The organism is Rhodococcus sp. (in: high G+C Gram-positive bacteria), assembly GCF_049299235.1.
Classification (GTDB): Bacteria; Actinomycetota; Actinomycetes; order Mycobacteriales; family Mycobacteriaceae; genus Rhodococcus.
Genome location: NZ_JBAQXC010000323.1, coordinates 1 through 25,612 on the forward strand (window position 1 = coordinate 1; position 25,612 = coordinate 25,612).

The following is a 25,612-nucleotide window of genomic DNA, read 5'->3' on the forward strand; positions in this document are numbered from 1 at the left end:
CGCCGCGACGGTCCTGTGGACGAACCGATCGGGCCCGCGATGGGCACCGATTTCAGTTGGGAGGACGGGAACGGGGTCCAGCAGGGCTGGGGCGGTCGGTCCCGCCGTTGAGTCTGGTCGACACGCCGGTGGCTGTACACACAATTTGGCCTATAACCCTCAACTGAAGTCCGATCAGTCACTATGAAAAGCCCCCGACCTGGGCAACAGGTCGGGGGCCGTGGGGTGGAGCTGCCGGGAATCGAACCCGGGTCCTCCGCCGCCTCACCAGGGCTTCTCCGTGTGCAGTTCGCTATGTCTCTGCTTGGATCTCCCGGTCTCGCGAACAAGCCGGGATGACGATCCCAGTCACTGTTTGATGTCCCGTCCGACTCCGTGACCGAGCCGAACAGTAGAGCTCCCTAGTCGATGCCAGGAACCGGGTCGGGAGCGAACCCGGGCTGACAGAGACGCGATCGCTACTTAGGCAGCGAGGGCGTACTCGCGCTGAGTGGACTCGGCGCTTAATTGGTTGCAATGACGCTTACGGTGGTCTCTTGCCTGCACCGACACGCTTCCCCTGGTTGAACGTACGCAGTCGAAACCGTTCAGCCCCGTACGCGCCTGCGAACCTCGCAGGACTACCCACTGTAACGTCCGTTCCGGGTGCTGTCATTCCCTTTTTCCGGCGCGTTCACATGACGCGCCTCACACCGGCCGGGGTGAGCGCGGCATCCGTGTCCGCGTCGACCAGATCCATGTTCAGCGCCGCCGCGGCGGCAGCGCCTGCTGCGGCACTGACGATCAGGTTGGCCATCGGATCGACGACGTTGCCGGCGGCCCGGACACCGGGAACGCTCGTGGCGCCCTGCGCGTCGACTGCGACGAAACTACCGACCGGGGAATCCCGCCTGACGCATCCGAGCTGTCGCAGCACGTCGTCGCGTGGGGTGAAGGTCAGCGCCCCGCCGACGAACAGTGCGGCTCGCTCCAGCACCCGACCGTCGGACAGTTCGATCTCGATGGCCTCGCCACCGGCGACCGCGACCACCGGGCCGTCGACGACAGCGACCCCACGAGCCTCGAGCCGTTCGCGTTGCTCGTCGGTGAGATCCGTTTCGGTTCGATCCCAGCCGCACACCAGCACGACCTCGTCGGACCACTGGCGCAGCAACAGTCCCTGATGGGTCGCCATGTCGGGGGTGTTCGCGAGCACCGCGAGCGGACGCCCCTGCACCTCCGAGCCGTGGCAATAGGGGCAGTGCAGGGCGGTGCGGCCCCACCGCCGCGCGAGCCCGGGGATGTCGGGGAGTTCGTCGGCGAGTCCGGTCGCGACCAGAAGTCGCCGCGCCGTGACGGTGCCGCCGTCGTGCTCGACGACGAAACCGCCGCCGACGGAGCGGACGCCGTGCACCCGAGCGGAGTCGATGCGGCCCCCGTATCGCCGCACCTCGTCGCGTCCGGTCGCGAGCAGCTCGGCCGGCGATCGCCCGTCGAATCCGAGATAGCCGTGCAGGTGGGCGGCGGGCGCATTGCGCGGAGTGCCGTCGTCGAGGACCAGAACGGACCGGCGGGCCTGCGCGAGAACGAGTGCGGCATTGAGACCGGCGGCACCGCCGCCGAGAACGATCACGTCGTATTCCATGACCCCAGCCTCCGCCCCAGCCGATTAGTTTGGCAAGCTAGATTGCTGAATCGGCAAACTTGGGTCCATCCTGGGTGGATGGAACTCACCGCACGACTGGCTGCGATCGGGCCACGCCTGAAAGCGCTTCGCCAAGACCGGGACATCACCTTGCAGGACCTGTCCGACGACACCGGGATCTCCGTGAGCACACTGTCCCGGCTCGAATCGGGGCGCAGGCGGGCGACGCTGGATCTGCTCCTGCCGATCGCCGCGGCCTATCGGGTCACGCTGGACGAACTGGTCGGGCCGGAGACCGGCGATCCACGGGTGCCGGCCCGGCCACGGACCGACGGGTCGCGGACCTACATCCCGCTCACGCGTCAGCCGGGAAATCTGCAGGCGTACAAGATGATCTTCACACCCGACGAGGAGCGTCCCGATCCGCGCACCCACGAGGGCTTCGAGTGGCTCTACGTACTGTCGGGGCAGCTGCGGCTGATCCTCGGCGACCGTGAGCTCACCATGACGGCCGGGGAGGCCGCCGAGTTCGATACCCGGATCCCGCACTGGCTGGGTCCTGCGGGCGACCGGCCCGTGGAGATCCTCACCTTGTTCGGCAAACAGGGCGAACGCATCCATCTGCGCGCGAGCAGCCGGGGCGGTTCCGGCGCTCTCAGTTCGCGACGGTGATCATCGCGACCGAGGCGACGGCCAGCACCATGCCGATGCGGCGGGACGGACCCACATGCTCGCCGAGCACCGTCGTCGCCAGCAACACGGTCGCGGCCGGATACAACGCGCCGATCACGCTGACCAGCGACAGCATGCCGTGCTGGAACGCGAACATCAGCGCCGCGTTGGCGACGACGTCGAGTACGGCCACACCGGCGATGTACGGCCACAGGTGCCGCGGCGGCCGCAGGAACATTCCCGCCCCCAGCGCGACCGCCCACACCACCAGCGACGCCGTGAGCCGGGACATCGCCAGCGGCCACAGCCCGGTTCCGTCGGGCACACGGTGCAACGCCACGAACATCAACGCGAAGGTGACACCGGACGCGACGGTCAGCCACGCCACCTTGGGGGTGAAGCGCGGGTGGGTGGCGCCCGCGACATCCTCGTCGGATTCGCGACTGACCAGCACGACGGCGAGCAACGCGAGGGCGATACCGGCGTAGGCGAGTGTTCCGGGCCGCTCCCCCAACGCGAATCCGACGAGGACCGGAATGCCGGCGACGAGCAGCGCCGTCACCGGAGACACCACGGACATCGGCCCCTCGGCGAGAGCCTGATAGAACCACCAGATCGCCACACCGCCGGCGATCCCGGCCGCGGCGCCCCACGCGAGGGACACCGCGGTGATCTCGCCGCCCAGCAGCGGGGCGACCGCGAGCACCAGCAGCAGCGACAGCGGATACGACGCGATGACGAACCGCAGTGCTGCGACGCGGCGGGACGCGACGCCCCCCACGAAGTCACTGACCCCGTAGCCGACCGCGGCGACGAGTGCGAGCAGGACCGCGGTCAGCGGCTCATGCCCTTCACCCGCCTGCCCAGTTCGCGGGTGACCTCGCGCTCGGCGGTACGCCGCGCGATGTCCTGACGCTTGTCGTAGTCCTGCTTGCCCTTCGCGAGGGCAAGTTCGACCTTCACCTTGCCGTCGGAAAAGTACATCGACAGCGGCACCAGCGTCTGATTGCCTTCACGGGATTTACCGACGAGCGCGTCGATCTCGCGGCGGTGCAGCAGCAGTTTGCGGGTGCGTCGCGGCGAATGGTTTGTCCACGAGCCGTGGCCGTACTCCGGGATGTGCAGGCCGCGCAGCCACACCTCGCCGTCGTCGACCGTCGCGAACGCGTCGACGAGCGACGCCTTGCTTTCGCGCAGACTCTTGACCTCGGTGCCGACAAGGGCGATACCCGCCTCGTAGATGTCGAGGATGGTGTAGTTGTGACGCGCTTTCCGGTTGGTCGCGATGACCTTCCGGCCCTTCTCCTTCACGTGCAGGCCTTTCCGGTCCACGAACAATCGAACAGAACATCATCCAGCATAGGAACCCCGGCAAACCGTTATTCGCGGACGTACAGACGCAACGTGATGTACGCGGTGATCGCGGCCATTCCGACGCCGACGACGAGCAGGATCGGCGAGACCAGCAGCACATCGCTGGTGGTGATGCGGGCGACGATGTTCGCGTCGTACACGTCGGCGAGCACGTCGTCGATGAACACGCTCTTCGCAGTGAACAGCGCCGCGATCGCCAGGGCAGCGCCGATCACCGCGGCGACGACCGCCTCGAGTAGGAACGGCAACTGCGTGTACCAGCGGGTCGCGCCGACCAGGCGCATGATGCCGACTTCGGCGCGACGGGTGAACGCCGCGATCTGCACCATGTTCGCGATGAGCAGGATCGCGGCGATCGCCTGCACCACCGCGATCGCGAACGCCGCGTTGCGGACACCGGACAGGACGCTGAACAGCCGCTCGACGAGATCCTTCTGATTGAGCACGCTCTCCACCCCGGGCCGGGACCCGAATTCGTCCTGGATGACGCCGAACCGGTCGGGGTCCGACAACTTCACCTTGAACGAGGCGGGGAAGCTGTCCGCGCTGACCAGTTCGGCCAGTTCGGGCTGGTCCTTGAAAACCCGCTCGGTCGCGTCGGCGACGGCGTCTTCCCGGTTGAGGTACTGCACCGACACCACCGACGGGGTGTTCTCGAGGTCGCTGCGCAGGTCGGCGCAGATGTCCTGCTCGCAGTCGGGGTCGAGGGTCGAGACGTCGTCGGTGAGGAACAGTTGTACCTCCACCCGGTCGAGGAAGATGCGCTGGGTCTTGTCGGCCATCTGCACGACGAGCAGACCGGCTCCGAACAGGCCGAGGGAGATCGCGGTGGTCAGGATCATCGCGATGGTCATGGTGAGGTTGCGGCGCAGGCCGGTGGCGACCTCGCTGAACAGGAAGCTTGCTCGCATCGGGTGGGTGGTCCTTCGGTTGCCGGGCGTTCGGGAACGGTGGACTGGTGCCGGCTAGCGGCCGACGCCGTACACGCCGCGCGCTTCGTCGCGGACCACCCGGCCGAGGGCGAGTTCGACGACGCGACGCCGCATGGAGTCGACGATGTGGTGGTCGTGGGTGGCCATGAGGACCGTGGTGCCGGTGCGGTTGATCCGTTCGAGCAGCATCATGATGTCCTGGCTGGTCTCGGGGTCCAGGTTGCCGGTCGGTTCGTCGGCCATCAGCACCAGTGGCCGGTTGACGAACGCCCGTGCGATCGCGACGCGCTGCTGTTCACCGCCGGACAGTTCGCCGGGCAGCCGGTCCGCCTTGCCGGACAGGCCGACCAGGTCCAGGACCTCGGGCACCGTGCGTTCGATGATGGACCGGGGTTTGCCGATCACCTCCAGCGCGAACGCCACGTTCCCGGCGACCGTCTTCTGCTGCAGCAGGCGGAAATCCTGGAAGACGCACCCGAGGGACTGCCGCAGTTTCGGCACTCGCCGCCCGGACAGCTTGTTGACGTGGAAGTCCGCGACGTGAACTTCGCCCGAGGTCGGTGCCTCCTCCCGCAACAGCAGTCGCAGGAACGTCGACTTTCCCGAGCCCGACGGTCCGATGAGGAAGACGAACTCCCCTTTACCGATCTCGACACTGACGTTGTCCAGAGCGGGACGGGTGGACGTCTTGTACGACTTGGACACATTCTCCAGGCGGATCACGACGCCATGCTAGCGGTTCGTTACCGGATGGTGACCTATTGGCCGGGAGCGCCGGTGGATTCGGTGCGCTCGTCGCCGGTGCCGTCACCGTCGCCGCCTCCGGTCCCATCGCCTTCGAGTCCCGGAAAGCCGGGGATCTCCGGGAGGCGGAATCTCGGCGTCTCGGTCGTCGTCGTGGGCGCGGTGGTCGTCACCGACGGCGGCGGTGAGGTCGGGGCCGGTTCCGAAGTCGGAGATGTGGTGGTCGGCGGCGGCGTCGTTTCCGGCGTCGTCGTGTACGAGGGCGCAGACTCGACCGGCGGAACATACGGTACGTACGGCGTCTCCGAGATCACGACCGCGCCCGCCGGCGCCGGCGCCGGTTTCTCCTCCTGGTTGAGGTAGAGGTAGAGCATCCACAGGCCGATCCAGGCGACGCACATCGTGATCGTCGTCGTGCGGAACCGGTCGCCGAACAGTCGGGTGGGGATCGCGAATCGCGGTCGCGCCGTCTCGTCCGAGGCGTCCCCGGGTGTGGGGGTGTTGCCGGGTGTGCCGCTGTCGTCGCTCATGCCTCCGCCCCCGATCGATCGACCACGGAGACGGTGTCGAGTTGTGGTGTGACGGTGATGCCCTTCCGTCGGAGTGCGGCGGCGATGCGGGCGCGCAAGGCCCGGCCGACCTGGAACTGCTTGCCCGGCAAGGTCCGGGCGACGACCCGGACACTGACCTGGTCGACCTCGAGACTCTCGACCCCCATCACGCTGGGTTCGTCGAGCAGGAGTTCGCGCAGTTTGGGGTCGTTGTACGCCGCGACGCCGACATCGTGGAGGATCTCGTTGACCTCCGAAATATCGGCGGTCACCGGAACGGGCACGTCGATGACCGCGCGCGCCCAATCCTTCGACAGGTTGATCGCCTTGTTGATCTGGCCGTTCGGCACGATGATCACCTCACCGGCCGAGTTGCGCAGCCGGGTCACACGCAGCGTGACGTTCTCGATGGTGCCGGACGCATCGTCCGAGGCGCCGGTGACGGAGATCTGCACGGTGTCACCGAATCCGTACTGGCGTTCGGTGATGATGAAAAACCCGGCGAGGATGTCCTGCACGATGCGTTGCGCGCCGAAACCCAGCGCCGCACCGAGCACGGTGGCCGGGGCGACGAGGCTACCGATCGGTAATTCCAGGTAGTCGAAAACTTTCAGGGTCGCCACGATGTAGATGAACGTGATGACCACCCAGCGCACGACCTGAGCCACCGAGTGCCGATGCTTCGACACCTCCGAACGCACCAGATCGTCCGACTCCTGGTACTTCGCGTCGATGTTTCGGGTGATCCGATTTCCGACCCAGCTCGCGAACCGGGCGATGATGACCGCACCGAGCACCGTCAGTACGATCAGCAGCCCGTTGCTGGTCAGCCAGTCGAGCAGTGTTCTGCCGGGAAACAGAGGTCATCCTTCCCTGGGGATTGTTCGACGTTCGTCTATTGATTCTGATTCTCACGCATGCGCCACCGGATGCCCTCTTCGAGGAATCCGTCGATCTCACCGTCGAGCACCGCAGACGGGTTGTTGACCTCGTATTCGGTGCGCAGATCCTTGACCATCTGGTAGGGGTGCAGCACATAGGAACGCATCTGGTTGCCCCACGAGCTACCGCCGTCGCCTTTGAGGGCGTCCATCTCGGCACGCTCCTCCTGACGCTTGCGCTCGAGCAGCTTGGCCTGCAGAACACGCATCGCCGACACCTTGTTCTGCAACTGCGACTTCTCGTTCTGGCAGGTCACGACAATGCCGGTGGGGACGTGCGTGAGGCGCACCGCCGAGTCGGTCGTGTTCACCGACTGGCCGCCGGGACCGGACGAGCGGTACACGTCGACGCGCACGTCGTTCTCGTCGATGTCGATGTGGTCGGTGGTTTCGACGACCGGCAGAACCTCGACCTCGGCGAACGAGGTTTGGCGACGACCCTGGTTGTCGAACGGGCTGATCCGCACGAGTCGGTGGGTGCCCATTTCGACGGACAGTGTGCCGTAGGTGTAGGGCGCCTTGATCGCGAACGTGGCCGACTTGATACCTGCTTCTTCCGCGTAGGAAGTGTCGTAGACCTCGACACCGTAGCCGTGTTTGTCGGCCCAGCGGATGTACATGCGCATCAGCATCTCGGCCCAGTCCGCCGCATCGACACCGCCGGCGCCTGCGCGGATGTTCACGAGAGCGTCGCGCTGGTCGTACTCACCGGACAGCAGCGTGCGCACCTCCATCGCCTCGATGTCGGTGCGCAGCGTGACGCGTTCGGTGTCGGCGTCGGCGAGCGCGGCGGCGCGGTCGTCGCCCTCCTCGTCCTCGGCAAGCTCGTAGAGGACCGGAAGGTCGTCGAGCCGCGCACGCAGTGCCTCGACGCGGCGCAGTTCGCTCTGTGCGTGCGAGAGCGCGCTGGTGACCTGTTGCGCGTGGTCCTGGTTGTTCCACAGCTCGGGGTCGGCCGCCTGGTGTTCGAGCTCGTCGATTCGACGGCGCAGCTCCTCCACGTCGATGACCGTCTCCACGGTCTCGAGTGTTGTCGCGAGCTCGGCCAGGTCTGCGGAAACGTCGGGATGCACGATTGCCAAGGCTACCGGCTAGCGTTCCGTGCATGACCACCGACTTCACCGCCGACCTGGACCTCGCGTTGCGTATCGCCGACGAGGCGGACATCGTCACCCGTGATCGCTTCGGCGCGCTGGATCTGACGGTGAGCGACAAACCGGATCTGACACCGGTGTCCGACGCGGATCTCACGGTGGAGCGGTTGGTCCGCGACGTGCTGGCTGCCGAGCGGTCGTCGGATGCGGTGCTCGGCGAGGAGTTCGGCGGCGACGCGATGTTCGCCGGCCGCCAGTGGGTGGTGGATCCGATCGACGGAACCAAGAACTTCGTGCGCGGTGTGCCCGTCTGGGCGAGCCTGATCGCGCTGCTCGACAACGGCGTGCCGGTGGTCGGGGTGGTGAGTGCGCCGGCATTGAACCGTCGGTGGTGGGCGGCGGCGGGGCTGGGTGCGTGGACGTCGTACGACGGTGGCGCTCCGCATCGGATCGGCGTGTCGGACGTGACGCGGACGACGTCTGCCTCGTTGAGTTTCTCGAGCCTGTCGGGCTGGCGCGACCGGGGCCTGCGCGACGAGTTCGTCGCGCTGACCGACGAGGTGTGGCGGGTCCGCGCGTATGGCGACTTCTTCTCGTACTGCCTGCTCGCGGAGGGCGCTCTGGACATTGCGCTCGAGCCGGAGGTGTCGCTGTGGGACCTGGCTGCTCTCGATGTGCTGGTTCGGGAGGCCGGCGGTCGGTTCACCAATATCGACGGGCTGGACGGACCGCACGGCGGTAGTGCCGTGGCGACCAATTCGGCGTTGCACGAGGACGTGCTCGCGCGACTGAGTGCAGTACGCTGACCTGCACCGATTCGCAGTTCGTCGATCATTCTTACTTGATAGTAGACACCGATATTACTCAGGAGTAAGATCGGTGGGGTCCGATCCCCTCGAGAGACTTCTGGTGATCATGAGCAAGCAAGACAGTGCGGCCCGGAACGCCCGACGTGATACGTCTGCGGTCGGCCTGAACCCGATCAAGCGGGACGCCATGGGCGCAGCGATGCGTGTGCTCTCGCGAATCACCGGTTCCGAACTGGCAGATCGGTACAACTTCCGCCAGGCGATCGACCGGGCCACATACCAGTCCACGAAGACCGGTTTCAAGACGCTCGGCGCGGCGACGCGCGCATTCAAGCAGGTTTCCGGCGGCGGCGCACCGCAGCGCCTCGACACCCCGAAGAACAGCGACTTCTTCGACCTGACCCCCACCGACGATCAGCAGATGATCGCCGAGACCGTCCGCGACTTCGCGGCCGAGATCCTCCGGCCCGCAGCGCACGACGCCGATGCGGCCGCCGCCGCCCCCGCCGATCTCCTCGGCCGCGCCGCCGAACTCGGCATCACCCTGGTCAACGTCCCGGAGACGTTCGACGGCGCCGCAAGCGAGCGCGGCACCGTCACCAACGCGCTCGTCGCCGAAGCTCTCGCGCACGGAGACATGGGCCTGGCGCTGCCGATTCTCGCGCCCAGCGGCGTGGCCGTCGCTCTGACCCAGTGGGGCAGCGACGAGCAGCAGAAGACCTACCTGCCCGCATTCGCGAGCGACGACGTGCCGCAGGCATCGGTCGTCATCGCCGAACCCCGCGCCCTGTTCGATCCGTTCTCCCTGCAGACCAAGGCCGTGCGCTCCCCCAGCGGCTACCGACTCAACGGCGTCAAGGCACTCGTCCCGGCCGCCGGCAGCGCCGAACTGTTCGTCGTCGCCGCCGAACTCGACGGTCGCCCGGCACTGTTCATCGTGGAGGCCAAGAGCAAGGGCGTCGTCGTCGAGGCGGACCCGAGCATGGGTCTGCGCGCCGCCGGCCTCGGCAGGCTGCACCTGACCGATGTCGCGGTACCGCAGTCGGCACTGCTCGGCTCGGACGGCACCGACGCCCTCGACACCGCCGCCGCGGACGTGCGCGCCGAGGAGTACGCCGACGCCGTGCGGCTCGCCCGCCTGGGCTGGGCGTCGCTCGCGATGGGCACCGGCCAGGCCGTGCTCGACTACGTGATCCCCTACGTCAACGAGCGCGAGGCGTTCGGCGAGCCGATCAGCCATCGTCAGGCCGTGGCGTTCATGGTCGCCAACATCAAGATCGAACTCGACGGCATCCGCCTCGTCACCCTCCGCGGTGCCTCCCGCGCCGAGCAGGGCCTGTCGTTCGGCCGCGAGGCCGCATTGGCCCGCAAACTCGCCACCGACAAGGGCATGCAGATCGGTCTCGACGGTGTGCAGCTGCTCGGCGGTCACGGATACACCAAGGAACATCCCGTCGAGCGCTGGTACCGCGACCTGCGTGCCATCGGCGTCGCCGAGGGCGTCGTCCTCATCTGAGCGTCGTCCTCATCTGAGCGATCCGATCCGAACAAGGAACCTGTCGATGATCAATCTCGAACTCCCCAAGAAGCTCAAGGCTTCCTCCAACCAGGCTCACCAGGTCGCCGCGCACATCCTCCGCCCGGTTTCCCGCAAGTACGACCTCGCCGAACACGAATACCCCGTCGAACTCGACACGATGGCCGCGATGGTCGAGGGTCTCAACGACTCCGGGCAGGGCGCCGCAGGTGCCGCGCTCGGTCGCGACGACAAGGCGAAGAAGCAGACCGGCGGCAACGCCAACGGCGGCAACATGGCCGGCCTGCTCAACGTCATCGAAACCTGCTGGGGCGATGTCGGTTTGACCCTGTCCATCCCGTTCCAGGGCCTGGGCAACTCGGCGATCGCCGCGGTCGCCACCGACGAACAACTCGAACGGTTCGGCAAGGTGTGGGCGTCGATGGCCATCACCGAACCGAGCTTCGGCTCCGACTCGGCAGCGGTGACCACCACCGCCGTACTCGACGGCGACGAGTGGATCCTCAACGGCGAGAAGATCTTCGTCACCGCCGGTGAACGTTCGTCGCACGTCGTCGTGTGGGCGAGTGTCGACAAGACCAAGGGCCGCGCCGCGATCAAGTCCTTCGTGGTGCCGCGTGAGGCACCGGGCCTGAGCGTTGCCCGACTCGAACACAAGCTGGGCATCAAGTCGTCCGACACCGCGGTGCTGCTGCTGCAGGATTGCCGTATCCCCAAGGACAACATCCTCGGCTCCCCCGAGGTGAACGTCGAGCAAGGTTTCGCGGGCGTCATGCAGACCTTCGACAACACCCGCCCCATCGTCGCAGGCATGGCGATCGGTCTGGGCCGGGCCGTCCTCGAGGACCTGCGGACGATCCTGTCGGAGGCCGGCGTCGAGGTGTCCTACGACATCCCCGCCAACAACCAGCACGCCGCGGCCGCCGAATTCCTGGCGCTCGAGGCGGACTGGGAGGCCGCCTACCTGCTGGCGCTGCGCGCGACCTGGATGGCCGACAACAAGAAGCCGAATTCGCTCGAGGCGTCGATTTCGAAGGCGAAGGCCGGTCGCACCGGAACTGCGGTGTCACTCAAGGCCGTCGAGTTGGCCGGCACCTACGGCTACTCCGAGCGTCCACTGCTCGAGAAGTGGGCACGCGACTCGAAGATCCTCGACATCTTCGAAGGCACCCAGCAGATCCAGCAGCTCATCGTGGCACGACGCCTGCTCGGAAAGTCCTCGACCGAACTGAAGTAATACCTGCACAACAGATTTCGAGGGGTAGCCCCCGTCGCGCTGGGCGCGGCGGGGGTTTCTCGTTGCGTGCCCGATGCTCACGCTCGAATGGTCGGTCGGAATCGCGCCGCGAGTTCGACGACGAGGTCGCCCCGGTCACCGATCACCACATCGGACAGACCCAACCAGGTCGCCATTTCCCGCAATTCCACGGCAAGGGATTCCGCGACCTCGCCCGCGTCCCGGCCCGGTTCGACGAACGCGCCGGGCACCCTGAGCGCGTCGGCAGCGCGGTCGGCTTTCAGATCCACCCGAGCCGTCAGGTCCCCGTCCTGCAGGAACGGGAAGACGTAATATCCGTGCACCCGCTTGTGTGCGGGCGTGTAGATCTCGATGCGGTACCGGAACCCGAAGAGCCGCTCGGTGCGCGGCCGGAAGAAAACGAGCGGATCGAACGGGCACAGCAGCGCGGTGCCGTGCGCGCGTCGCGGAATGCGGGCACCGGCATGCAGGTAGGCGGGATCGGACCAGCCCCGCACGGCGACCGGCACCAGCACTTCGTCATCGACCAGATCGTTCAGGGCCGCCGTGGTCTGCGCCGCCGACAGCCGGTAGTAGTCACGCAGATCCGCGGCGGTCGCGACACCGAGCGCCTTCGACGAGCGCCGCACCAGTTCGCGGATCGCGTCACACTCGTCGAACTGCGTACCGATCACCGCCCCGGGGAGGACTCGCTCCGCGAGGTCGTAGTGCCTCGCGAAGCTCACCCGGCGGTCGACCGACAATGCACCGGATGCGAAGAGCAGCTCGCAGATCACCTTCGTGTCGGTTCGCCCCCACCACGGCCCACCCCGATCGCGTGGCACGATCCGCAGGTGCCGCTCGACATCACCCGCGGTGACTGCACCCATCTCGGTGACGACATCGAGGATGTCGCCTACCAGAGCCGGATTCTGTTCCAGCACAAGTCGTTCCCCCGGCCAGCGTCCGCCGGAGTAACGAAGCATGCGCCACCGCATCAACGGCCAGTCCGCGACGGGAATCAACGCGGCTTCGTGCGCCCAGTATTCGACCAGCGCGCGCGGCGATCGACCCGTGTTCTGCCATGCTGCGGCATCCAGAAGATCGCGGTCGTAGGCGCCGATCCTACTGAACACCGGCATGTAGTGCGCGCGGACCGCCACCGACACCGAATCGAGCTGAAGCAGCGATGTGCGCTGCACCGCGCGGAGCACGTGACGGCGGGTAGGCGGCCCCGCCGATCGTCGGTCGGCGAACCCTTGAGCGGCCAAGGCGACACGTCGGGCCGCGTCGGCGGTCAATTCCAGCACACGCCCACCTTGCCATCGACCACCGACAGCGCCGTGCGGCACGACGACGGCCGTGGCCGCCGAATTCGGACAATCCATTGAATGTGATGTACATCACCTTTAATGTAGAGCATTATCGGCGCCGACCCTGGAGGTCGCATGTTCGCCACGGACACCGTCCGCAGTGTCTCGGATCTCGTTCGCAGTGTCACGGACACCCTCGGCTCGATCGCGGTGATGCAGCGCGCCGGCCTTCTCCCGTTTCCGCGCGTCGACCACGGCATCGCGACACTCGTCGCGGTACGCAAGTACGGACCGTTCGCGGGGCCGGTCCATGCCGACGTTGCGCGCGGTCTCGACGCCACCGCGATTGCCGACGAACGCGGCGAAGTGAGTTACCAAGAGCTCGAAGCCATGTCGAACGCCCTCGTCCGGGCATGGCAGGCCGACGGAATCCGCGCCGGGACCGCGATCGGCGTGATGGCACGTAACCACCGGGGCCTCGTGCTGACCATGCTCGCGTCGGCGAAACTCGGCACCACCCTCGTCCAGATGAACACCGGGTTCGCGCCCCGCCAACTCGCGGACATCGCCGCACGCGAAAACGTCGCGACATTCGTCTTCGACTCCGAGTTCACCGATGCCGCCGCCGCGCTCCCCTCGGGCACCCGCACCTACCTGTCGTGGCAGGACGAACCGGTGCCCGGAGCACCGTCGATCGAGTCGCTGCTCGACCGGTTCGATCGGTCCACAGTCGCGCCCCCACCGGAGCCCGGCGGTTTCGTGCTCTTGACCAGCGGCACCACCGGCACCCCCAAGGGCGCGCCACGCGGCCGGACCAGTCCGTTCGTCGCGGCCCAATTCCTCGACCGGGTGCCGCTGCGGCGCGGGCAGATCATGCTCATGGCAGCACCGGCGTTCCACGGCACCGGCGTATCCCAACTCGCGATGGCGTTCGCGCTGGGACAGACGGTGGTGATGCCCCGCCGATTCGACCCACTCGACACCGTGCGGCTGATCGAACGTCATCACGCGAATGTGCTCGTGGTGGTACCCACCATGCTGCAACGCATCCTCGACCTCGGCGCCGAGACGATCGCGGAGTTCGACACCTCGAGTCTGAAGATCATCTTCTCGGCCGGCGAATCCTTGTCACCCGAATTGTGCCGACGAACGCGGGAATCGTTCGGCGACGTCCTGCACAATCTGTACGGATCGACGGAGTGTGCGGTCGCGACGGTGGCGACCGCGCAGGACCTGCGCCGCGCACCCGGCACCGCGGGTCGCCCGCCCGTGTCCTGCCGCGTCGAGATTGTCGACGACGACGGCAACACCGTCACCGAACCCGGTGTCCCCGGCCGCATCTTCGTCGCAAGCAATCTGAGCTTCGGTGGCTACACCGACGGCCGCGACAAGGAACGTATCCGCGGTCTGCTCTCCACGGGCGACATCGGCCATTGGGACAGCGACGGGTATCTGTTCGTCGACGGCCGCGACGACGACATGATCGTGTCCGGTGGCGAGAACGTGTACCCACGGGAGGTGGAGAACCTGCTCGTCGAACGCGACGACGTACTCGACGCGGCGGTCGTGGGCATCGCGGACGCCGACTTCGGTGCGCGGCTACGCGCATTCGTGGTCGCCGCGCCCGGTTCCACACGCGACGCCGAGGACATCAAAGCGTTCGTGAAGGAGAATCTCGCTCGCTACAAGGTGCCGCGCGATGTGGTCTTCCTCGACGAACTACCGCGAAACACGACGGGCAAGCTACTGCGCAGGGTGCTCACGGAAATGCCTGCACCCGAATAAGACTCGATTCAGCGGGGCCGGTGGCACGCGGCACCACCGACGTCCGCGTCGGGTACCGGCACTACATCTGTGCCCACACCGATTTCGTCTGCAGGTAGGCTTCGATGCCTTCGCGCCCGAATTCGTGTCCCCATCCGGATTGCTTGTATCCGCCGAAGGGAACGGAGTGATCGAAGACGAGCTGACAGTTCAGAGACACCGTTCCCGCTTCGAGCCGCTTGGCCAGCCGGTGCGCGCGGCCGAGATCCTTCGTCCACGCGGTCGCAGCGAGACCGTAGGTGGTGTCGTTGGCGAGCGCGACGACCTCGTCGTCGTCGTCGTCGTCGAACGGCATGATCGGGGCAACGGGACCGAAGATCTCCTCCTGATAGAGCCGCATGCCGGGATCCACCGAGGTCAGCACGGTCGGATGAACGAAGTAGCCGGACCGGTCGAGGCGGTGACCACCCGCGACGACCTCGACGCCGTCGCCCCTGCCCTCGTCGATGTAGCCCATCACGCGGTTGAGCTGCTTCTGGCTGATCAGCGGTCCGATCATCGCTCCTTCTTCCTTCGGGCCGCCGAGCTCGAGGTTGTTCGCGACCATCGCGATGCCGTCCACGACCTGGTCGTAGACACCACGCTGGACGAAGATCCGCGAGCCGCACACACATCCCTGACCGGAATGGACGAAGATACCCATCGCGGCCATCATGATCGCCATGTTCAGATCTGCATCGTCGTAGATCAAGACCGGCGACTTGCCACCCAGTTCGAGCATGACCCGCTTCAGGTTTCCGGCCGAGGCGCGGACGATCCGCTTTCCCACTTCCGTCGACCCGGTGAATGCGATCTTGTCGACATCCGGGTGTTCGGTCAGGGCGGCCCCCGCGGTGTGCCCGTAGCCGTTGACGAGATTGACGACTCCGTCCGGAACACCTGCTTGCGCAAGGAGTTTGACTATCAGCAGCGCCGACAGCGGCGTCTCTTCGGCCGGCTTGACGACGACGCTGCATCCGGCGGCGAGCGCCGGTGCGAGCTTCGCGCATGCGTTGAACACCGGACCGTTCCACGGGAAAATTAGTCCGACAACGCCGTACGGCTCCTTGAGGGTGTAGGCGTGCATGTTGGACCAGGTTCCCGTGACGCCGCCGGTCATCTGCACGTCGTGGGCGGTGCCGTTGAGCTTGGTGCACCAGCCACCGTAGTAGCGGAAGAACTCGGCGCTGGTGTGGATGATCGACTGCGCCTGCACGATCGGCATACCGGTGTTCAGCGCGTCGAGTTCGGCCAGCAGGTCGACGTTGTCGTCGATCAGATCGGCGGCCCGGAACAAGATCTTGGCGCGCTCGTTGCCGGGGAGCCCGTGCCATATGCCGGACTCGAAGGCAGCACGAGCGCGGGCCACGGCCTCGTCGACGGCCTTCTCGCCGCCGTCGCGAAACTCGGTGATCTGTTCCTCGGTCACCGGGTCGATGACCGGGATCGTGTCCCCGTAGCCCGGTATCGCGCGAAGTTCGTCGAGAATTGTGTCGACCGACATAGTAGAGCCCCCTCGTGATGTGTATCACTGCCTTTCGCACGCTAACAGCGCGCTGCCGACAACGGAGACCGCACACCGGTGAAGCGCATCACATCGCTCACAGAGCGAAACCTTCACCGCGGGAGTCGCTTTGATCGAGCACGGCCGCCGGATCGTCGACCTGACCTCGACTTCGGCCACACACAACAAAGCAGGCCCGGAAATCCGATCGGATTTCCGGGCCTGTGTGGTAGCGGGGACAGGATTTGAACCTGCGACCTCTGGGTTATGAGCCCAGCGAGCTACCGAGCTGCTCCACCCCGCGTTGCAAGAACGAAGTTACACGAGCGTTTGAACAAAAGGCAAATCGCATCCCGCCACCCCGCACCTCGGGGTAATGGGAACTTTCATCCGGGTAGACCGGATGAAAGTTCCCATCACCCGAACGATCAGCCGCCCGTCGATTGATAGGCGTCCACTGCCCGCTGGACCCGATCGAGTGCCCGACCGTAGGCGGCGAAGTCGCCGCTGCGCTGTGCGCTGCTCAACTCGGCCAGCGCGGAGTCGAGTTCGGTGACCGCGGCAGCCCGGTCCGCAGGCACCGGAGCCGGAACGACCGGCTGCGGCTGCGGCGCTGCCCCCTCCGCTTGCTCACCGGACTCGCCCGGCTCCACCGGCGCGGTGGGCGCCGATTCACCGCCCGGCGCGGTGGCCGCGTTGCCGACGCCACTGCCGAACACCTGATCGAGTGCTACGGCCAGCGTCGGCGCGTAGCCGATACGCACGCCGCCACCCTCACCCGGTTCGCGATAGCTCACCAGCACCCGCGACAACTGCGGGAACGTCGACGTACTGCCACCGGTCGAGTTGCGTTCGGTGTACATCGGCTGGACGTACAGGATGCCGCCCTCCGCGATCGGAAGGGTGAGCAGGTTGCCGTAGTGGATCCGGTTCGATCTCTCGAGCAATGTCCGTTCCGACGCCACCCGGGTATCGGAAATCATCGCATTCTGGGTCTGCTCCGGACCGAACGTCTGCGTGTCCGTCGGCAACTGCAGAATGGTGAACTTTCCGTAGTCCTCCGGGTCGGCGTTGACCGAGATGTATGCGGACAGGAACTGCCGGTTGTAGCCGACCATCGCCGACGTGAGCCGGAAGGACGGCGCCGCGGTCTTCTCGTCTCCGATGAGCACGTAGTAGGGCGGCTGGTTCGCATTCGTTTCGACCGTCGGATCCGCGGGTACCGACCAGAACGCGTTGTTGGTGAAGAACTCACGCGGTTCGTCCACATGGTATTTCGCGAGCATTTCGCGCTGCACCTTGAACAGGTCCTCGGGGTACCGGAAGTGTGAACGCAACTCGTCGGTGACCTGGTCCTGCGGGGTCACCGCATCCGGGAACACACCCATCCACGCCTTCAGGACCGGGTCCTGATCGTCGACCTGGTAGAGCGTGACCGTTCCGTCGTACGCATCGACGGTCGCCTTCACCGAGTTGCGGATGTAGGAGACCTCCTTACGCGGCAGCAACCGGCCGGTGTTCTGGTCGATGCTGTCCTCGACCAGTCCCTCGAGCGAACTCCGCTGCGCGTACGGGTAGTTGTCGAGCGTGGTGTACGCGTCGACGATCCACACGATTCGCCCGTCCACCGCAGCGGGATACGCATCGCCGTCCGCGGTCAACCACGGCGCAACCTTGGTGACACGGTCGCGGGGGTCGCGGTTGAAGATGAGCTTCGAATCCTCGCCGATCGCACCCGAGAACAGAATGTTGCGTTCGGCGTACTTCGCGGCGAACGCCAGTCGGTTGAACCAGTTGCCGATCGAGACACCACCGGAACCGTCGTAGGTGTACCTGTCGGTGTCGGTGTCGTACTCGCGCGGACCGGAATCTCCGGCCGCGCCCACGATCGCGTAGTCCGGATTCGCCTGCCCGATGACCTCGCCGTAGTAGATCCGCGGCTGGTCCACCGGGATCACCTGATTATCGGACTTGAGCGATGCGAGGTCGCTGACCATGTACACGGGATAGCCACTGTTGCTGTTGGCCGCCTCTTCCGCCGATTCGCTCGCAGCCGCATTGACCCGATTCGCCGGGGCCGCGACCAGGCCGTTGCCGTGCGTGTACACGGTGTGGCGGTTGATCCAGTCGGTCTGGTTGCCGGTCAGGCTCGTCGGCGACAGTTCGCGGGCCGCGACGACGTAGTCCTCGACCTTGCCGTCCACGGTGTAGCGGTCGATATCGAGCGACGGCGGGAAGCCGTAGAAGTTCTTGAGCTGCTGCTGCTGCGTGAACGTTCGCGGCAGCACGTTCGGGTCCAGCAGTCGCGTGTTCGCGATCGTCGTCAAGTCCGCGGGCACCGTGCTCGGCGAGGCGGTCCCGACACCCGGATAGTCCCGGTACTCGACCTTGTCGTCGGTGATGCCGTACGCCTCGCGGGTCGCCGCGATGTTCCGTTCGATGAACGGCGCCTCCTTGTCCGCGGCGTTCGGGCGTACCGAGAACTGCTCGACGATCAGCGGATACACCGCGCCGACAAGAATCGACGAAAGAACCAGCAGCGCGGTGGCCAGCGCCGGGATACGCAGGTCCCGCATGACGATCGCGGCGAAGAAGGCGATCGCACAGATGATCGCGATGGACATCAGAATGAGCTTTGCCGGCAGCACCGCGTGGATATCGGTGTATCCGGGGCCGGTGAACGTGGGTTCCTTCCGGCCGCTCCACAGCAGGGTGTAGCGGTCGAGCCAGTACGCGACGGCCTTGAACGCGACGAACAGCCCGGCGAGGACCGCGAGCTGGATCCGGGCGGCACGACTGACGTTCCCGCCGCGGCCGGCGAGCCGGATGCCGCCGAAAATGTAGTGGGTGATCAGGTTCGCGACGAGCGCGAGGATCACCGCGACGAACATCCAGTTCAGCAGGAACCGGTAGAACGGCAGGTCGAACGCGTAGAACCCGACATCGAGACCGAACTGCGGGTCGACCGTGCCGAACGAGCCGCCGTTGAAGAACATCTGCACGGTCACCCAGTTGGCCTGCGCGACCAGGCCCGACAGCAGGCCGAGCACGACGGGGATGCCGATCCCGAACACGCGCATGCGGGTCATCACCGTGGTGCGATACCTGGCGACCGGGTCGCCAGGCCCTGCCGTCGGCACGAACACCGGTCGCGACCGATACGCCAGCAGCATCGCGAGCCACACGACGGCGCCGACGAACACCGCGGCCACCACGAACAAGACGATGCGGGTCACCAGCACCTTGACGTACACGTCGCGGAAGTCGACTTCACCGAACCACAGCCAGTTGGTGTATGCGTCGACCAGCCGCGGGCCGAGCAGCAGCAAAGCCGCGACCACCAGCGCGAGGACCAGCAGAACCTTGCTCCGCTTCGACAGGGTGGGTACCCCTGTGGGGGGTCTCATGCCCACGTGTCACACTCCCAACTGTCCGGCGACACCGGAGCGCCGCTTGCTGCCCGTCGCCGGACGTCGCGCAGCGCGTACCCGGTGACCGTTTCGCCCCACTCTACGGAACGAAACTTCTACGCTGCCGAATCACCGACTGCTGCGGCCCCGCACCGCGCGCCGCACCGACCCACGATGCAAGGATAGGCCGGTGAGTGAGCAACTTCCCGTCCCGTCCGAAGATGGTCTGCGCCGCTGTGTCGGTGAGATCGTCGACTTCGTCGACGCCGACGGCTGGGGCCGTCCGCCGGTGATGTTTGCGCTGGTCCCGACCGTGCTGCTGGCGGCGGAGGAACCGTCGCTCAGCGATCAGCTCGACGACGGCAACGAATACACCCCTATCGAACAGGGCGCATTCCCCGACGATGTCGAGGGTGGCAGCCCGGCGCTCGACGAGTTCCTGGCGACGACCAGCTGGCCTGCGTCGGTCGCCGGGTGCGTGCTCGTCCAGGAGATCGTGGTGTTGCCGCCGAGCGCCGAATCCGATCTCGACGACGCGCTCGCACCCCGGTTGTCCGATGCGCATGCGGCGGACGAAGCAGCCCGCCACGCGGCACACCACCATCCCGAGCGGCGCGGCGCGCGCCTGATCGCGGCAGTTCTGCGCGACGGTCCGTCGCTGAGCCTGCTGCAGTTGCGCCCCACCGACGACGACGATCCGTTCGCCGGTATCGAATTGCGCACCTACGAGAACCTGGCGCCGAATCTGATCGCCGCGCTCTACGCGACGCTCGAACCCAGCGACGACTGACGTCAGCCGCAGGTGGGTGCCTCGCCGCCGGCGGCGACGGACGCGAGTGCGCCGATCGCGCCGTCGAGCGATTCGACCTTGATCAGCCGGAGCCCGTCGGGTACGTCGGTGAGCGCCTCGGCGCAGTTGTCGGCGGGGACCAGGAAGACGGTGGCGCCGTCGTCGACCGCACCGTCGAGTTTGTGGGTGATACCGCCGATCGGTCCGACGTTGCCGTCCGAGTCGATGGTGCCGGTACCCGCGACGGCGAGTCCGCCGTTGAGCGGGCCGGGGCTCAACTTGTCGACGACGGCGAGGCTGAACATCAGGCCGGCGGACGGCCCGCCGATGTCGGCGAGGTTGAACGTGACGGTGAAGGGCACCTCCGGTACCTCCTCCGTGGTGATTCCGAGGTACCCCTTGTCCGGGTCGCCGGGTCGCGACGCAACGGTGACCTGCGTGTCCTCGTCGACACCGTCACGTCGCACCCGCACGTCCAGATCCGCGCCCGGGGCGACCGCGCCGACCGCGCGCTGCACGCTGCCCGCCGTCGTCACCGGTTCCCCCGCGACCGCGACGATCTGATCGCCCTCGCGGAGCACTCCGGTGGCGGGCGCGTCCTCGCCGACCTGCGCGACCCGAACGACGACCGGCATCCCCAGATGATGCAGCGCAGCAAGTTCGGCGCTGCGCTCGGACTGGGTGAACATCGCCTGGTCCGCCGCGCGGACGTCGTCCTTGCTGACGTCCGGTGGATACACGGTCTCGCGCGGGGCGAGCGCATACCGGCCGCTGACCCACACGGTCAGGGCCTGCGCAAGGGTGAGTTGATCGTTGACGCCGACCGTCGTCATCCGCAGTTGGCCGCTGGTCGCGTCGGGTTCGGCGCCGTCGATCTGCACGACGGGCTTGCCGTCGGCCTCGCCGAGCGTGTCGAATGTCGGCCCCGGACCGAGCGCCACGTACGGAACCCTCACGTTGGTGGCGATACCCGCCAGGGCGAGCAACGGTATCAACACCGCGAGCGGCGTCACGAAGCGTCGATTCACCCGGCCCAGGGTAGCGGGCGGCCGATGTTCGCGATCAGCGTGATCGCGGAACGCCGGTCACCGCGCCGGAGCCTTGTACCGTTGAATACATGAGCGACACGCCTTTCGGATTCTCGAACTCCGACGACGACCCGGACCGGAAGAAGGACGATCCCGGCACCGGCGGTTCCGGATCGGAGGGTGGCGCGTCCGGTAGCTCCCCGTTCGGTTTCGGGCTGCCCGGCGGCGCGAATCCCTTCGGCGGCGCAGACGCCGGCGCAAATCCCTTCGGCGCACAGGGTTTCGATCCGTCACAGTTCGGCCAGATGCTCGCCCAATTCGGCCAGATGCTCAGCGGCATGGGCAGCGCGATGGGAAGCGGCGGCACCGGGCCGGTGAACTACGAGGTCGCCATGAAGCTGGCTCGGCAGCAGATCGGGTCCTTCACGCCTGTCTCGGCCGGCGAATCCGATGCGGTCCGCGACGCGGCACATCTCGCGGAACTGTGGCTCGACGGCGCGACGACGCTTCCGGCCGGTGCGACGCGCACGGTCGCGTGGACACCGGTCGAGTGGCTGGAGAACACCCTCGACACCTGGAAGCGACTGTGCGACCCGGTCGCCGAGCAAGTGAACGGCATGTGGTTGCAGGGGTTGCCGGAAGAGGCCCGCGCGATGGCGGGTCCGATGCTCGGCATGTTCGGTCAGATGGGCGGACTCGCGTTCGGTTCGCAGCTCGGTCAGGCGCTCGGCCAGTTGTCGAAGGAGGTGCTGACCTCCACCGATATCGGGCTGCCGCTCGGGCCTGCCGGTACGGCGGCGCTGCTGCCCGAGGCGGTCGACAGGTTCGGTGACGGTCTCGAACAGCCCGCCCAGGAAGTACTGGTGTTCCTGGCCGCCCGCGAAGCCGCGCACCACCGTCTGTACAGCCACGTGCCGTGGCTGCGGCAGCGTTTGCTCGCGACCGTCGAGGACTACGCCCGCAATATCCGCATGGATTTCTCCGCCATCGAGGATCTCGCGCAGGGGCTGGACCCGTCTGCGCTGACCGATCCGTCGAAGTTGGAGGAGATTCTCAAACAGGGTGCGCTGGAGCCGCAGACCACTCCGGAACAGAAGCAGGCGCTCGAGCGGCTCGAGACGCTGCTCGCGCTCGTGGAGGGCTGGGTCGAGACCGTCGTGTCGGACGCGGTGGGCGAGCGACTGCCAGGGGCGTCGGCGTTGAGCGAGACCCTGCGTCGTCGTCGGGCGACCGGTGGACCCGCCGAGCAGACATTCGCGACGTTGGTCGGCCTCGAACTGCGGCCGCGCAAGGTGCGGGAGGCCGCGTCGCTGTGGCGCACCCTCACCGAGCAGGCCGGTGCGGACGCGCGGGACAAGGTGTGGGCCCACCCGGATCTGCTGCCCGACGCATCCGATCTGGACAGCCCGGCCGGCTTCGTCGATCGGGCGCTCGGCGGCGGCACCGGGGTGTTCGACGATCCGATCGCCCAGTTGCGTGCCACGGAGGAACGTGAGCGCGCGGAGCGGGAGAAGGGCGACGACGCCGGTTCCGACGAATCTGCATGATGCCCTGTTTCCGCAGGCAGAAGATGGTTTCAGTCTGTGGATAACTCGGTGATCGAGGGTGTGTCCGGGTGGCGGGGCTGTCAGGCTCGACGCCATGACGTCGACTCCTGCGCCCGCGGCCGGGCCCGCCCTCGATCCTTGCCTCGAACTGCTCCGTCGCCCGGACGGAACCGTCCAGCTCGGGTGGGGACCCGAGACGGGTGCCCTGGTGACGCCACCGGACGGTGTCGCCACGTTCGATCTGCTGGCCGTGTTGCGGATGCTCGACGGACGCCGGCCGCGTGAGTCGGTCCTGTCGCTCGTCGCCGATCGCGGCATGGACGTCGCCGCGGTCGAAGCGATCCTCGATGATCTCGTCGCGTGGGGGGCAGTGCGGGATGCGGCCGTACACCCCGACCCGAGCGTCGGCGGCATCGGCACGGAAGCCGGCGACGTCTCGGGAAGCACCGAACCGCGGGTGCGGATCCACGGCGACGGTCCGCTCTCGGATGCGGTGACCGGACACCTGGCGGTGTCGTCGGTGCGGGTGTCCCGGTCGGGTTCGTATCCGCGGACCAGCGATGCCTCGACGTGGAATGTGCAGTGTGTGCTGCTCACCGACGAGCTCACACCGGATCCGCACCTGGTGCAGGACCTGATGCGCCATCGGATTCCGCACCTACCGGTCCGGGTTCGCGACGGTCGCGGTGTCGTCGGCCCGTTCGTCGTCCCCGGCCGGACCAGTTGCTTGCGGTGCGCCGATCTTGCCCGCACCGATCTGGATCCGGTGTGGCCGCATCTGGCGGCCCAGTTGTGCGGCCGCATCGGTCGCGCCGACCGTGCCGTGGTGCTGGCGACCGCGGCGGTCGCCGTGGGACAACTCGACGCCGTCCTGAGCGGCGCTCCGGTGACCGCGCCGATTCTCGTCGACCGCACCCTCGAGGTGGACCTCGGTGCTCATCGGTTCACGACACGTCGCTGGTTTCGGCATCCGCGATGCGCGTGTGCACCGGCGACGGGTTCTGGTCGGGCATGATGGTGTGCGTGGCCGAAATTCCCCGCAAGAGCTCTTCCCGCACCGCCAAGCTGGCGAGCATCCCGATCGGGATCGCCGGGCGCGCCGCCGTGGGTTTCGGACGCCGGTTGGCCGGCGGCGACCGCGACGAGATCGACGCCGAACTGACCGCCAAGGCGGCCGAACAGTTGTTCTCCGTTCTCGGCGAACTCAAGGGCGGTGCCATGAAGTTCGGGCAGGCGCTCAGCGTCATGGAAGCTGCCGTCCCGGAGGAGTTCGCCGATCCCTACCGCGAGGCCCTGACCAAACTGCAGTCCGAGGCTCCGCCGCTACCGACGAAGGCTGTGCATCGGGTACTGGACCAGCAACTCGGAACGCGGTGGCGTGAGCGCTTCGCCTCGTTCGACGATGTGCCGTCGGCGTCGGCGAGTATCGGACAGGTGCACCGGGCGGTGTGGTCCGACGGGCGCGATGTCGCGGTGAAGGTGCAGTATCCCGGTGCCGACGAGGCGCTGCGTGCGGATCTGCGCACCCTGCAACGGTTCGCGAGCCTGTTCGCGACCGTCATACCCGGTACCGACGTGCGTCCGGTGCTCGACGAGCTGTCGGCGCGCACCGAGGAGGAACTCGACTACCGTATCGAGGCGGGAAATCAGCGCATGTTCGCCCGCGCCTACGAGGGAGATTCCCGCTTCTTCGTCCCACATGTCGTTGCGAGCGCCCCGAAAGTTGTGGTGAGCGAATGGCTTTCGGCAACACCCCTCTCGGCGATCATCCAGAACGGCAGCCGCGAGCAACGCAACCGTGCCGGAGCACTGCTCGCCGAGTTCCACTTCGCATCACCTGCCCTGGTCGGGCTGCTGCACAGCGATCCGCATCCCGGAAACTTCATGCTGCTCGACGACGGACGCCTCGGCGTCATCGATTTCGGCGCGACCGCGTCGATGCCCGACGGTCTGCCGCCGGTGCTGGGCCGGATGGTGCACCTGGCAGTGAACGAACAGTTCGACGATCTCACCGAACTGCTGTATGCGAATCGGTTCGTACTGCCGGGAAAAGAAGTCAGCGAGCGCGAGATCGCGGACTATCTGCGGCCGTTCACCGATCCGATTCGCACCGAATCGTTCCACTTCACGCGCGCGTGGCTGCAGAAGGCGGCGGGCACGGCCACCGACTTCTCCAGCCCCCAGTTCCGCACCGCACGGACGCTGAACATGCCACCGGAATATCTGAGCGTGTTCCGGGTGCTGCTCGGCTCGGTGGGCATCTGCGCGCAACTCGACGCGTACGCACCGTACATGCGGATCCTGTCGGAATGGCTGCCCGGATTCACCGACGACCGGTCCGAGGCACTCGACTGATCCCGAGCGCCCCGGACCGAGTCCGGACGTTTCACGAATTCCGGGTATTTCACGAATTCACGCGCACACCAATTGTTTCCGGGGACGCCCGCGGGGCCGCTTGCGAGCGACGACGGTGCCGTGGTCGAGGATCTCGCCGCCCCACACACCCCACGGTTCGGCGCGATCGAGTGCCGCCGCGAGGCAACGCGTGCGGATGGGGCACTCGATGCACAGCGCCTTGGCCTGCTCGAGTTCGGCCGGGTTCTCGGCGAACCACAGATCCGGGTTGTCCTGTCGGCACGGGAGTTCACGCGCACGTGCCGCCCCGGTCCGGTCGATCGCGAAACCGATCTCGGTCACGGTCG

Annotated in this window: 22 protein-coding genes, 1 tRNA gene and 1 other RNA gene; 9 read left to right on the top strand and 15 right to left on the bottom strand. The window is 66.9% G+C overall.

What is annotated here, in order from left to right:
• Window positions 1-223 precede the first annotated feature (223 nt).
• Together ssrA and WAX14_RS20095 are read right to left on the bottom strand one after the other, a co-directional pair.
• Window positions 224-595: a transfer-messenger RNA gene (gene ssrA, locus WAX14_RS20090) on the bottom strand.
• Window positions 596-673: 78 nt separating this feature from the next.
• On the bottom strand, window positions 674-1,624 hold the full coding sequence (locus WAX14_RS20095; protein WP_422629812.1) for an NAD(P)/FAD-dependent oxidoreductase: 951 nt from the start codon (window positions 1,622-1,624) through the stop codon (window positions 674-676).
• Window positions 1,625-1,702: 78 nt separating this feature from the next.
• Between WAX14_RS20095 and WAX14_RS20100 the strand changes: the two genes are divergently transcribed.
• The gene (locus tag WAX14_RS20100; protein ID WP_422629813.1) at window positions 1,703-2,296 is read left to right on the top strand and encodes a helix-turn-helix domain-containing protein; all 594 of its coding nucleotides are present in this window, start codon (window positions 1,703-1,705) and stop codon (window positions 2,294-2,296) included.
• Here the strand turns inward: WAX14_RS20100 and WAX14_RS20105 are convergent.
• The 7 genes from WAX14_RS20105 to prfB all read right to left on the bottom strand — a co-directional run bounded on the left by WAX14_RS20105 (window position 2,280) and on the right by prfB (window position 7,911).
• Window positions 2,280-3,122 carry an EamA family transporter gene (locus WAX14_RS20105; protein ID WP_422629837.1) on the bottom strand — a complete coding sequence of 281 codons (843 nt, stop codon included), beginning with the start codon at window positions 3,120-3,122 and terminating at the stop codon, window positions 2,280-2,282. The two genes, WAX14_RS20100 and WAX14_RS20105, sit on opposite strands and share 17 nt — an antisense overlap.
• Before the next feature lie 8 nt (window positions 3,123-3,130).
• The gene (smpB, locus tag WAX14_RS20110) at window positions 3,131-3,607 is read right to left on the bottom strand and encodes an SsrA-binding protein SmpB (RefSeq protein WP_422629838.1); all 477 of its coding nucleotides are present in this window, start codon (window positions 3,605-3,607) and stop codon (window positions 3,131-3,133) included.
• A 68-nt stretch (window positions 3,608-3,675) separates the two neighbouring features.
• Complete coding sequence (gene ftsX / locus WAX14_RS20115; protein WP_422629814.1) at window positions 3,676-4,581, bottom strand: permease-like cell division protein FtsX; 906 nt, start codon at window positions 4,579-4,581, stop codon at window positions 3,676-3,678.
• 54 nt (window positions 4,582-4,635) lie between these two features.
• Window positions 4,636-5,325 (bottom strand): cell division ATP-binding protein FtsE, encoded by a 690-nt coding sequence (gene ftsE / locus WAX14_RS20120; RefSeq protein ID WP_422629815.1) that lies wholly within the window; start codon window positions 5,323-5,325, stop codon window positions 4,636-4,638.
• Window positions 5,326-5,360: 35 nt separating this feature from the next.
• Window positions 5,361-5,876, bottom strand: a complete 516-nt coding sequence (locus WAX14_RS20125; protein WP_422629816.1) for a hypothetical protein — start codon at window positions 5,874-5,876, stop codon at window positions 5,361-5,363.
• Window positions 5,873-6,700, bottom strand: coding sequence for a mechanosensitive ion channel family protein (locus tag WAX14_RS20130; RefSeq protein WP_422629839.1), 828 nt, complete (start codon window positions 6,698-6,700; stop codon window positions 5,873-5,875). The genes WAX14_RS20125 and WAX14_RS20130 overlap by 4 nt, the downstream gene beginning before the upstream one ends.
• 92 nt (window positions 6,701-6,792) lie before the next feature.
• Window positions 6,793-7,911, bottom strand: a complete 1,119-nt coding sequence (prfB, locus tag WAX14_RS20135; protein WP_422629817.1) for a peptide chain release factor 2 — start codon at window positions 7,909-7,911, stop codon at window positions 6,793-6,795.
• A 32-nt stretch (window positions 7,912-7,943) separates the two neighbouring features.
• Between prfB and WAX14_RS20140 the strand changes: the two genes are divergently transcribed.
• The 3 genes from WAX14_RS20140 to WAX14_RS20150 all read left to right on the top strand — a co-directional run bounded on the left by WAX14_RS20140 (window position 7,944) and on the right by WAX14_RS20150 (window position 11,515).
• The gene (locus tag WAX14_RS20140; RefSeq protein ID WP_422629818.1) at window positions 7,944-8,738 is read left to right on the top strand and encodes an inositol monophosphatase family protein; all 795 of its coding nucleotides are present in this window, start codon (window positions 7,944-7,946) and stop codon (window positions 8,736-8,738) included.
• Between the two features lie 103 nt (window positions 8,739-8,841).
• Window positions 8,842-10,257, top strand: coding sequence for an acyl-CoA dehydrogenase family protein (locus tag WAX14_RS20145; RefSeq protein ID WP_422629840.1), 1,416 nt, complete (start codon window positions 8,842-8,844; stop codon window positions 10,255-10,257).
• 46 nt (window positions 10,258-10,303) lie between these two features.
• Complete coding sequence (locus tag WAX14_RS20150; protein ID WP_422629819.1) at window positions 10,304-11,515, top strand: acyl-CoA dehydrogenase family protein; 1,212 nt, start codon at window positions 10,304-10,306, stop codon at window positions 11,513-11,515.
• Window positions 11,516-11,592: 77 nt separating this feature from the next.
• Here the strand turns inward: WAX14_RS20150 and WAX14_RS20155 are convergent, their stop codons facing one another.
• Window positions 11,593-12,825: a winged helix-turn-helix domain-containing protein gene (locus WAX14_RS20155; RefSeq protein ID WP_422629820.1), complete on the bottom strand. Its 1,233-nt coding sequence runs from the start codon at window positions 12,823-12,825 to the stop codon at window positions 11,593-11,595.
• A gap of 138 nt (window positions 12,826-12,963) precedes the next feature.
• Here WAX14_RS20155 and WAX14_RS20160 point away from each other — a divergent pair, with 138 nt between their 5' ends.
• Window positions 12,964-14,613 (top strand): acyl-CoA synthetase, encoded by a 1,650-nt coding sequence (locus WAX14_RS20160; RefSeq protein ID WP_422629821.1) that lies wholly within the window; start codon window positions 12,964-12,966, stop codon window positions 14,611-14,613.
• Window positions 14,614-14,674: 61 nt separating this feature from the next.
• On the opposite strand, the gene WAX14_RS20165 is transcribed toward WAX14_RS20160, so the two are convergent.
• The 3 genes from WAX14_RS20165 to WAX14_RS20175 all read right to left on the bottom strand — a co-directional run bounded on the left by WAX14_RS20165 (window position 14,675) and on the right by WAX14_RS20175 (window position 19,548).
• Entirely contained in the window at window positions 14,675-16,135 is a 1,461-nt protein-coding gene (locus WAX14_RS20165) for an aldehyde dehydrogenase family protein (protein ID WP_422629822.1), read from the bottom strand.
• A 227-nt stretch (window positions 16,136-16,362) separates the two neighbouring features.
• Window positions 16,363-16,439: transfer RNA gene (locus tag WAX14_RS20170), tRNA-Met, on the bottom strand.
• A 124-nt stretch (window positions 16,440-16,563) separates the two neighbouring features.
• On the bottom strand, window positions 16,564-19,548 hold the full coding sequence (locus tag WAX14_RS20175; RefSeq protein WP_422629823.1) for a UPF0182 family protein: 2,985 nt from the start codon (window positions 19,546-19,548) through the stop codon (window positions 16,564-16,566).
• Between the two features lie 187 nt (window positions 19,549-19,735).
• Between WAX14_RS20175 and WAX14_RS20180 the strand changes: the two genes are divergently transcribed.
• Window positions 19,736-20,335, top strand: a complete 600-nt coding sequence (locus WAX14_RS20180; protein ID WP_422629824.1) for a PPA1309 family protein — start codon at window positions 19,736-19,738, stop codon at window positions 20,333-20,335.
• Window positions 20,336-20,337: 2 nt separating this feature from the next.
• On the opposite strand, the gene WAX14_RS20185 is transcribed toward WAX14_RS20180, so the two are convergent.
• On the bottom strand, window positions 20,338-21,363 hold the full coding sequence (locus WAX14_RS20185; protein ID WP_422629825.1) for a PDZ domain-containing protein: 1,026 nt from the start codon (window positions 21,361-21,363) through the stop codon (window positions 20,338-20,340).
• Between the two features lie 89 nt (window positions 21,364-21,452).
• Between WAX14_RS20185 and WAX14_RS20190 the strand changes: the two genes are divergently transcribed.
• The 3 genes from WAX14_RS20190 (at window position 21,453) to WAX14_RS20200 (ending at window position 25,265) form a co-directional block, all read left to right on the top strand.
• The gene (locus WAX14_RS20190) at window positions 21,453-22,910 is read left to right on the top strand and encodes a zinc-dependent metalloprotease (protein WP_422629826.1); all 1,458 of its coding nucleotides are present in this window, start codon (window positions 21,453-21,455) and stop codon (window positions 22,908-22,910) included.
• A gap of 94 nt (window positions 22,911-23,004) precedes the next feature.
• Window positions 23,005-23,925, top strand: coding sequence for a hypothetical protein (locus WAX14_RS20195; protein ID WP_422629827.1), 921 nt, complete (start codon window positions 23,005-23,007; stop codon window positions 23,923-23,925).
• The gene (locus tag WAX14_RS20200; RefSeq protein WP_422629841.1) at window positions 23,922-25,265 is read left to right on the top strand and encodes an ABC1 kinase family protein; all 1,344 of its coding nucleotides are present in this window, start codon (window positions 23,922-23,924) and stop codon (window positions 25,263-25,265) included. Before WAX14_RS20195 ends, WAX14_RS20200 begins: the two co-directional genes overlap by 4 nt.
• 57 nt (window positions 25,266-25,322) lie before the next feature.
• Here WAX14_RS20200 and WAX14_RS20205 read toward each other — a convergent pair whose 3' ends face one another.
• Window positions 25,323-25,607 (bottom strand): WhiB family transcriptional regulator, encoded by a 285-nt coding sequence (locus WAX14_RS20205; protein WP_422629842.1) that lies wholly within the window; start codon window positions 25,605-25,607, stop codon window positions 25,323-25,325.
• Window positions 25,608-25,612: the final 5 nt, after the last annotated feature.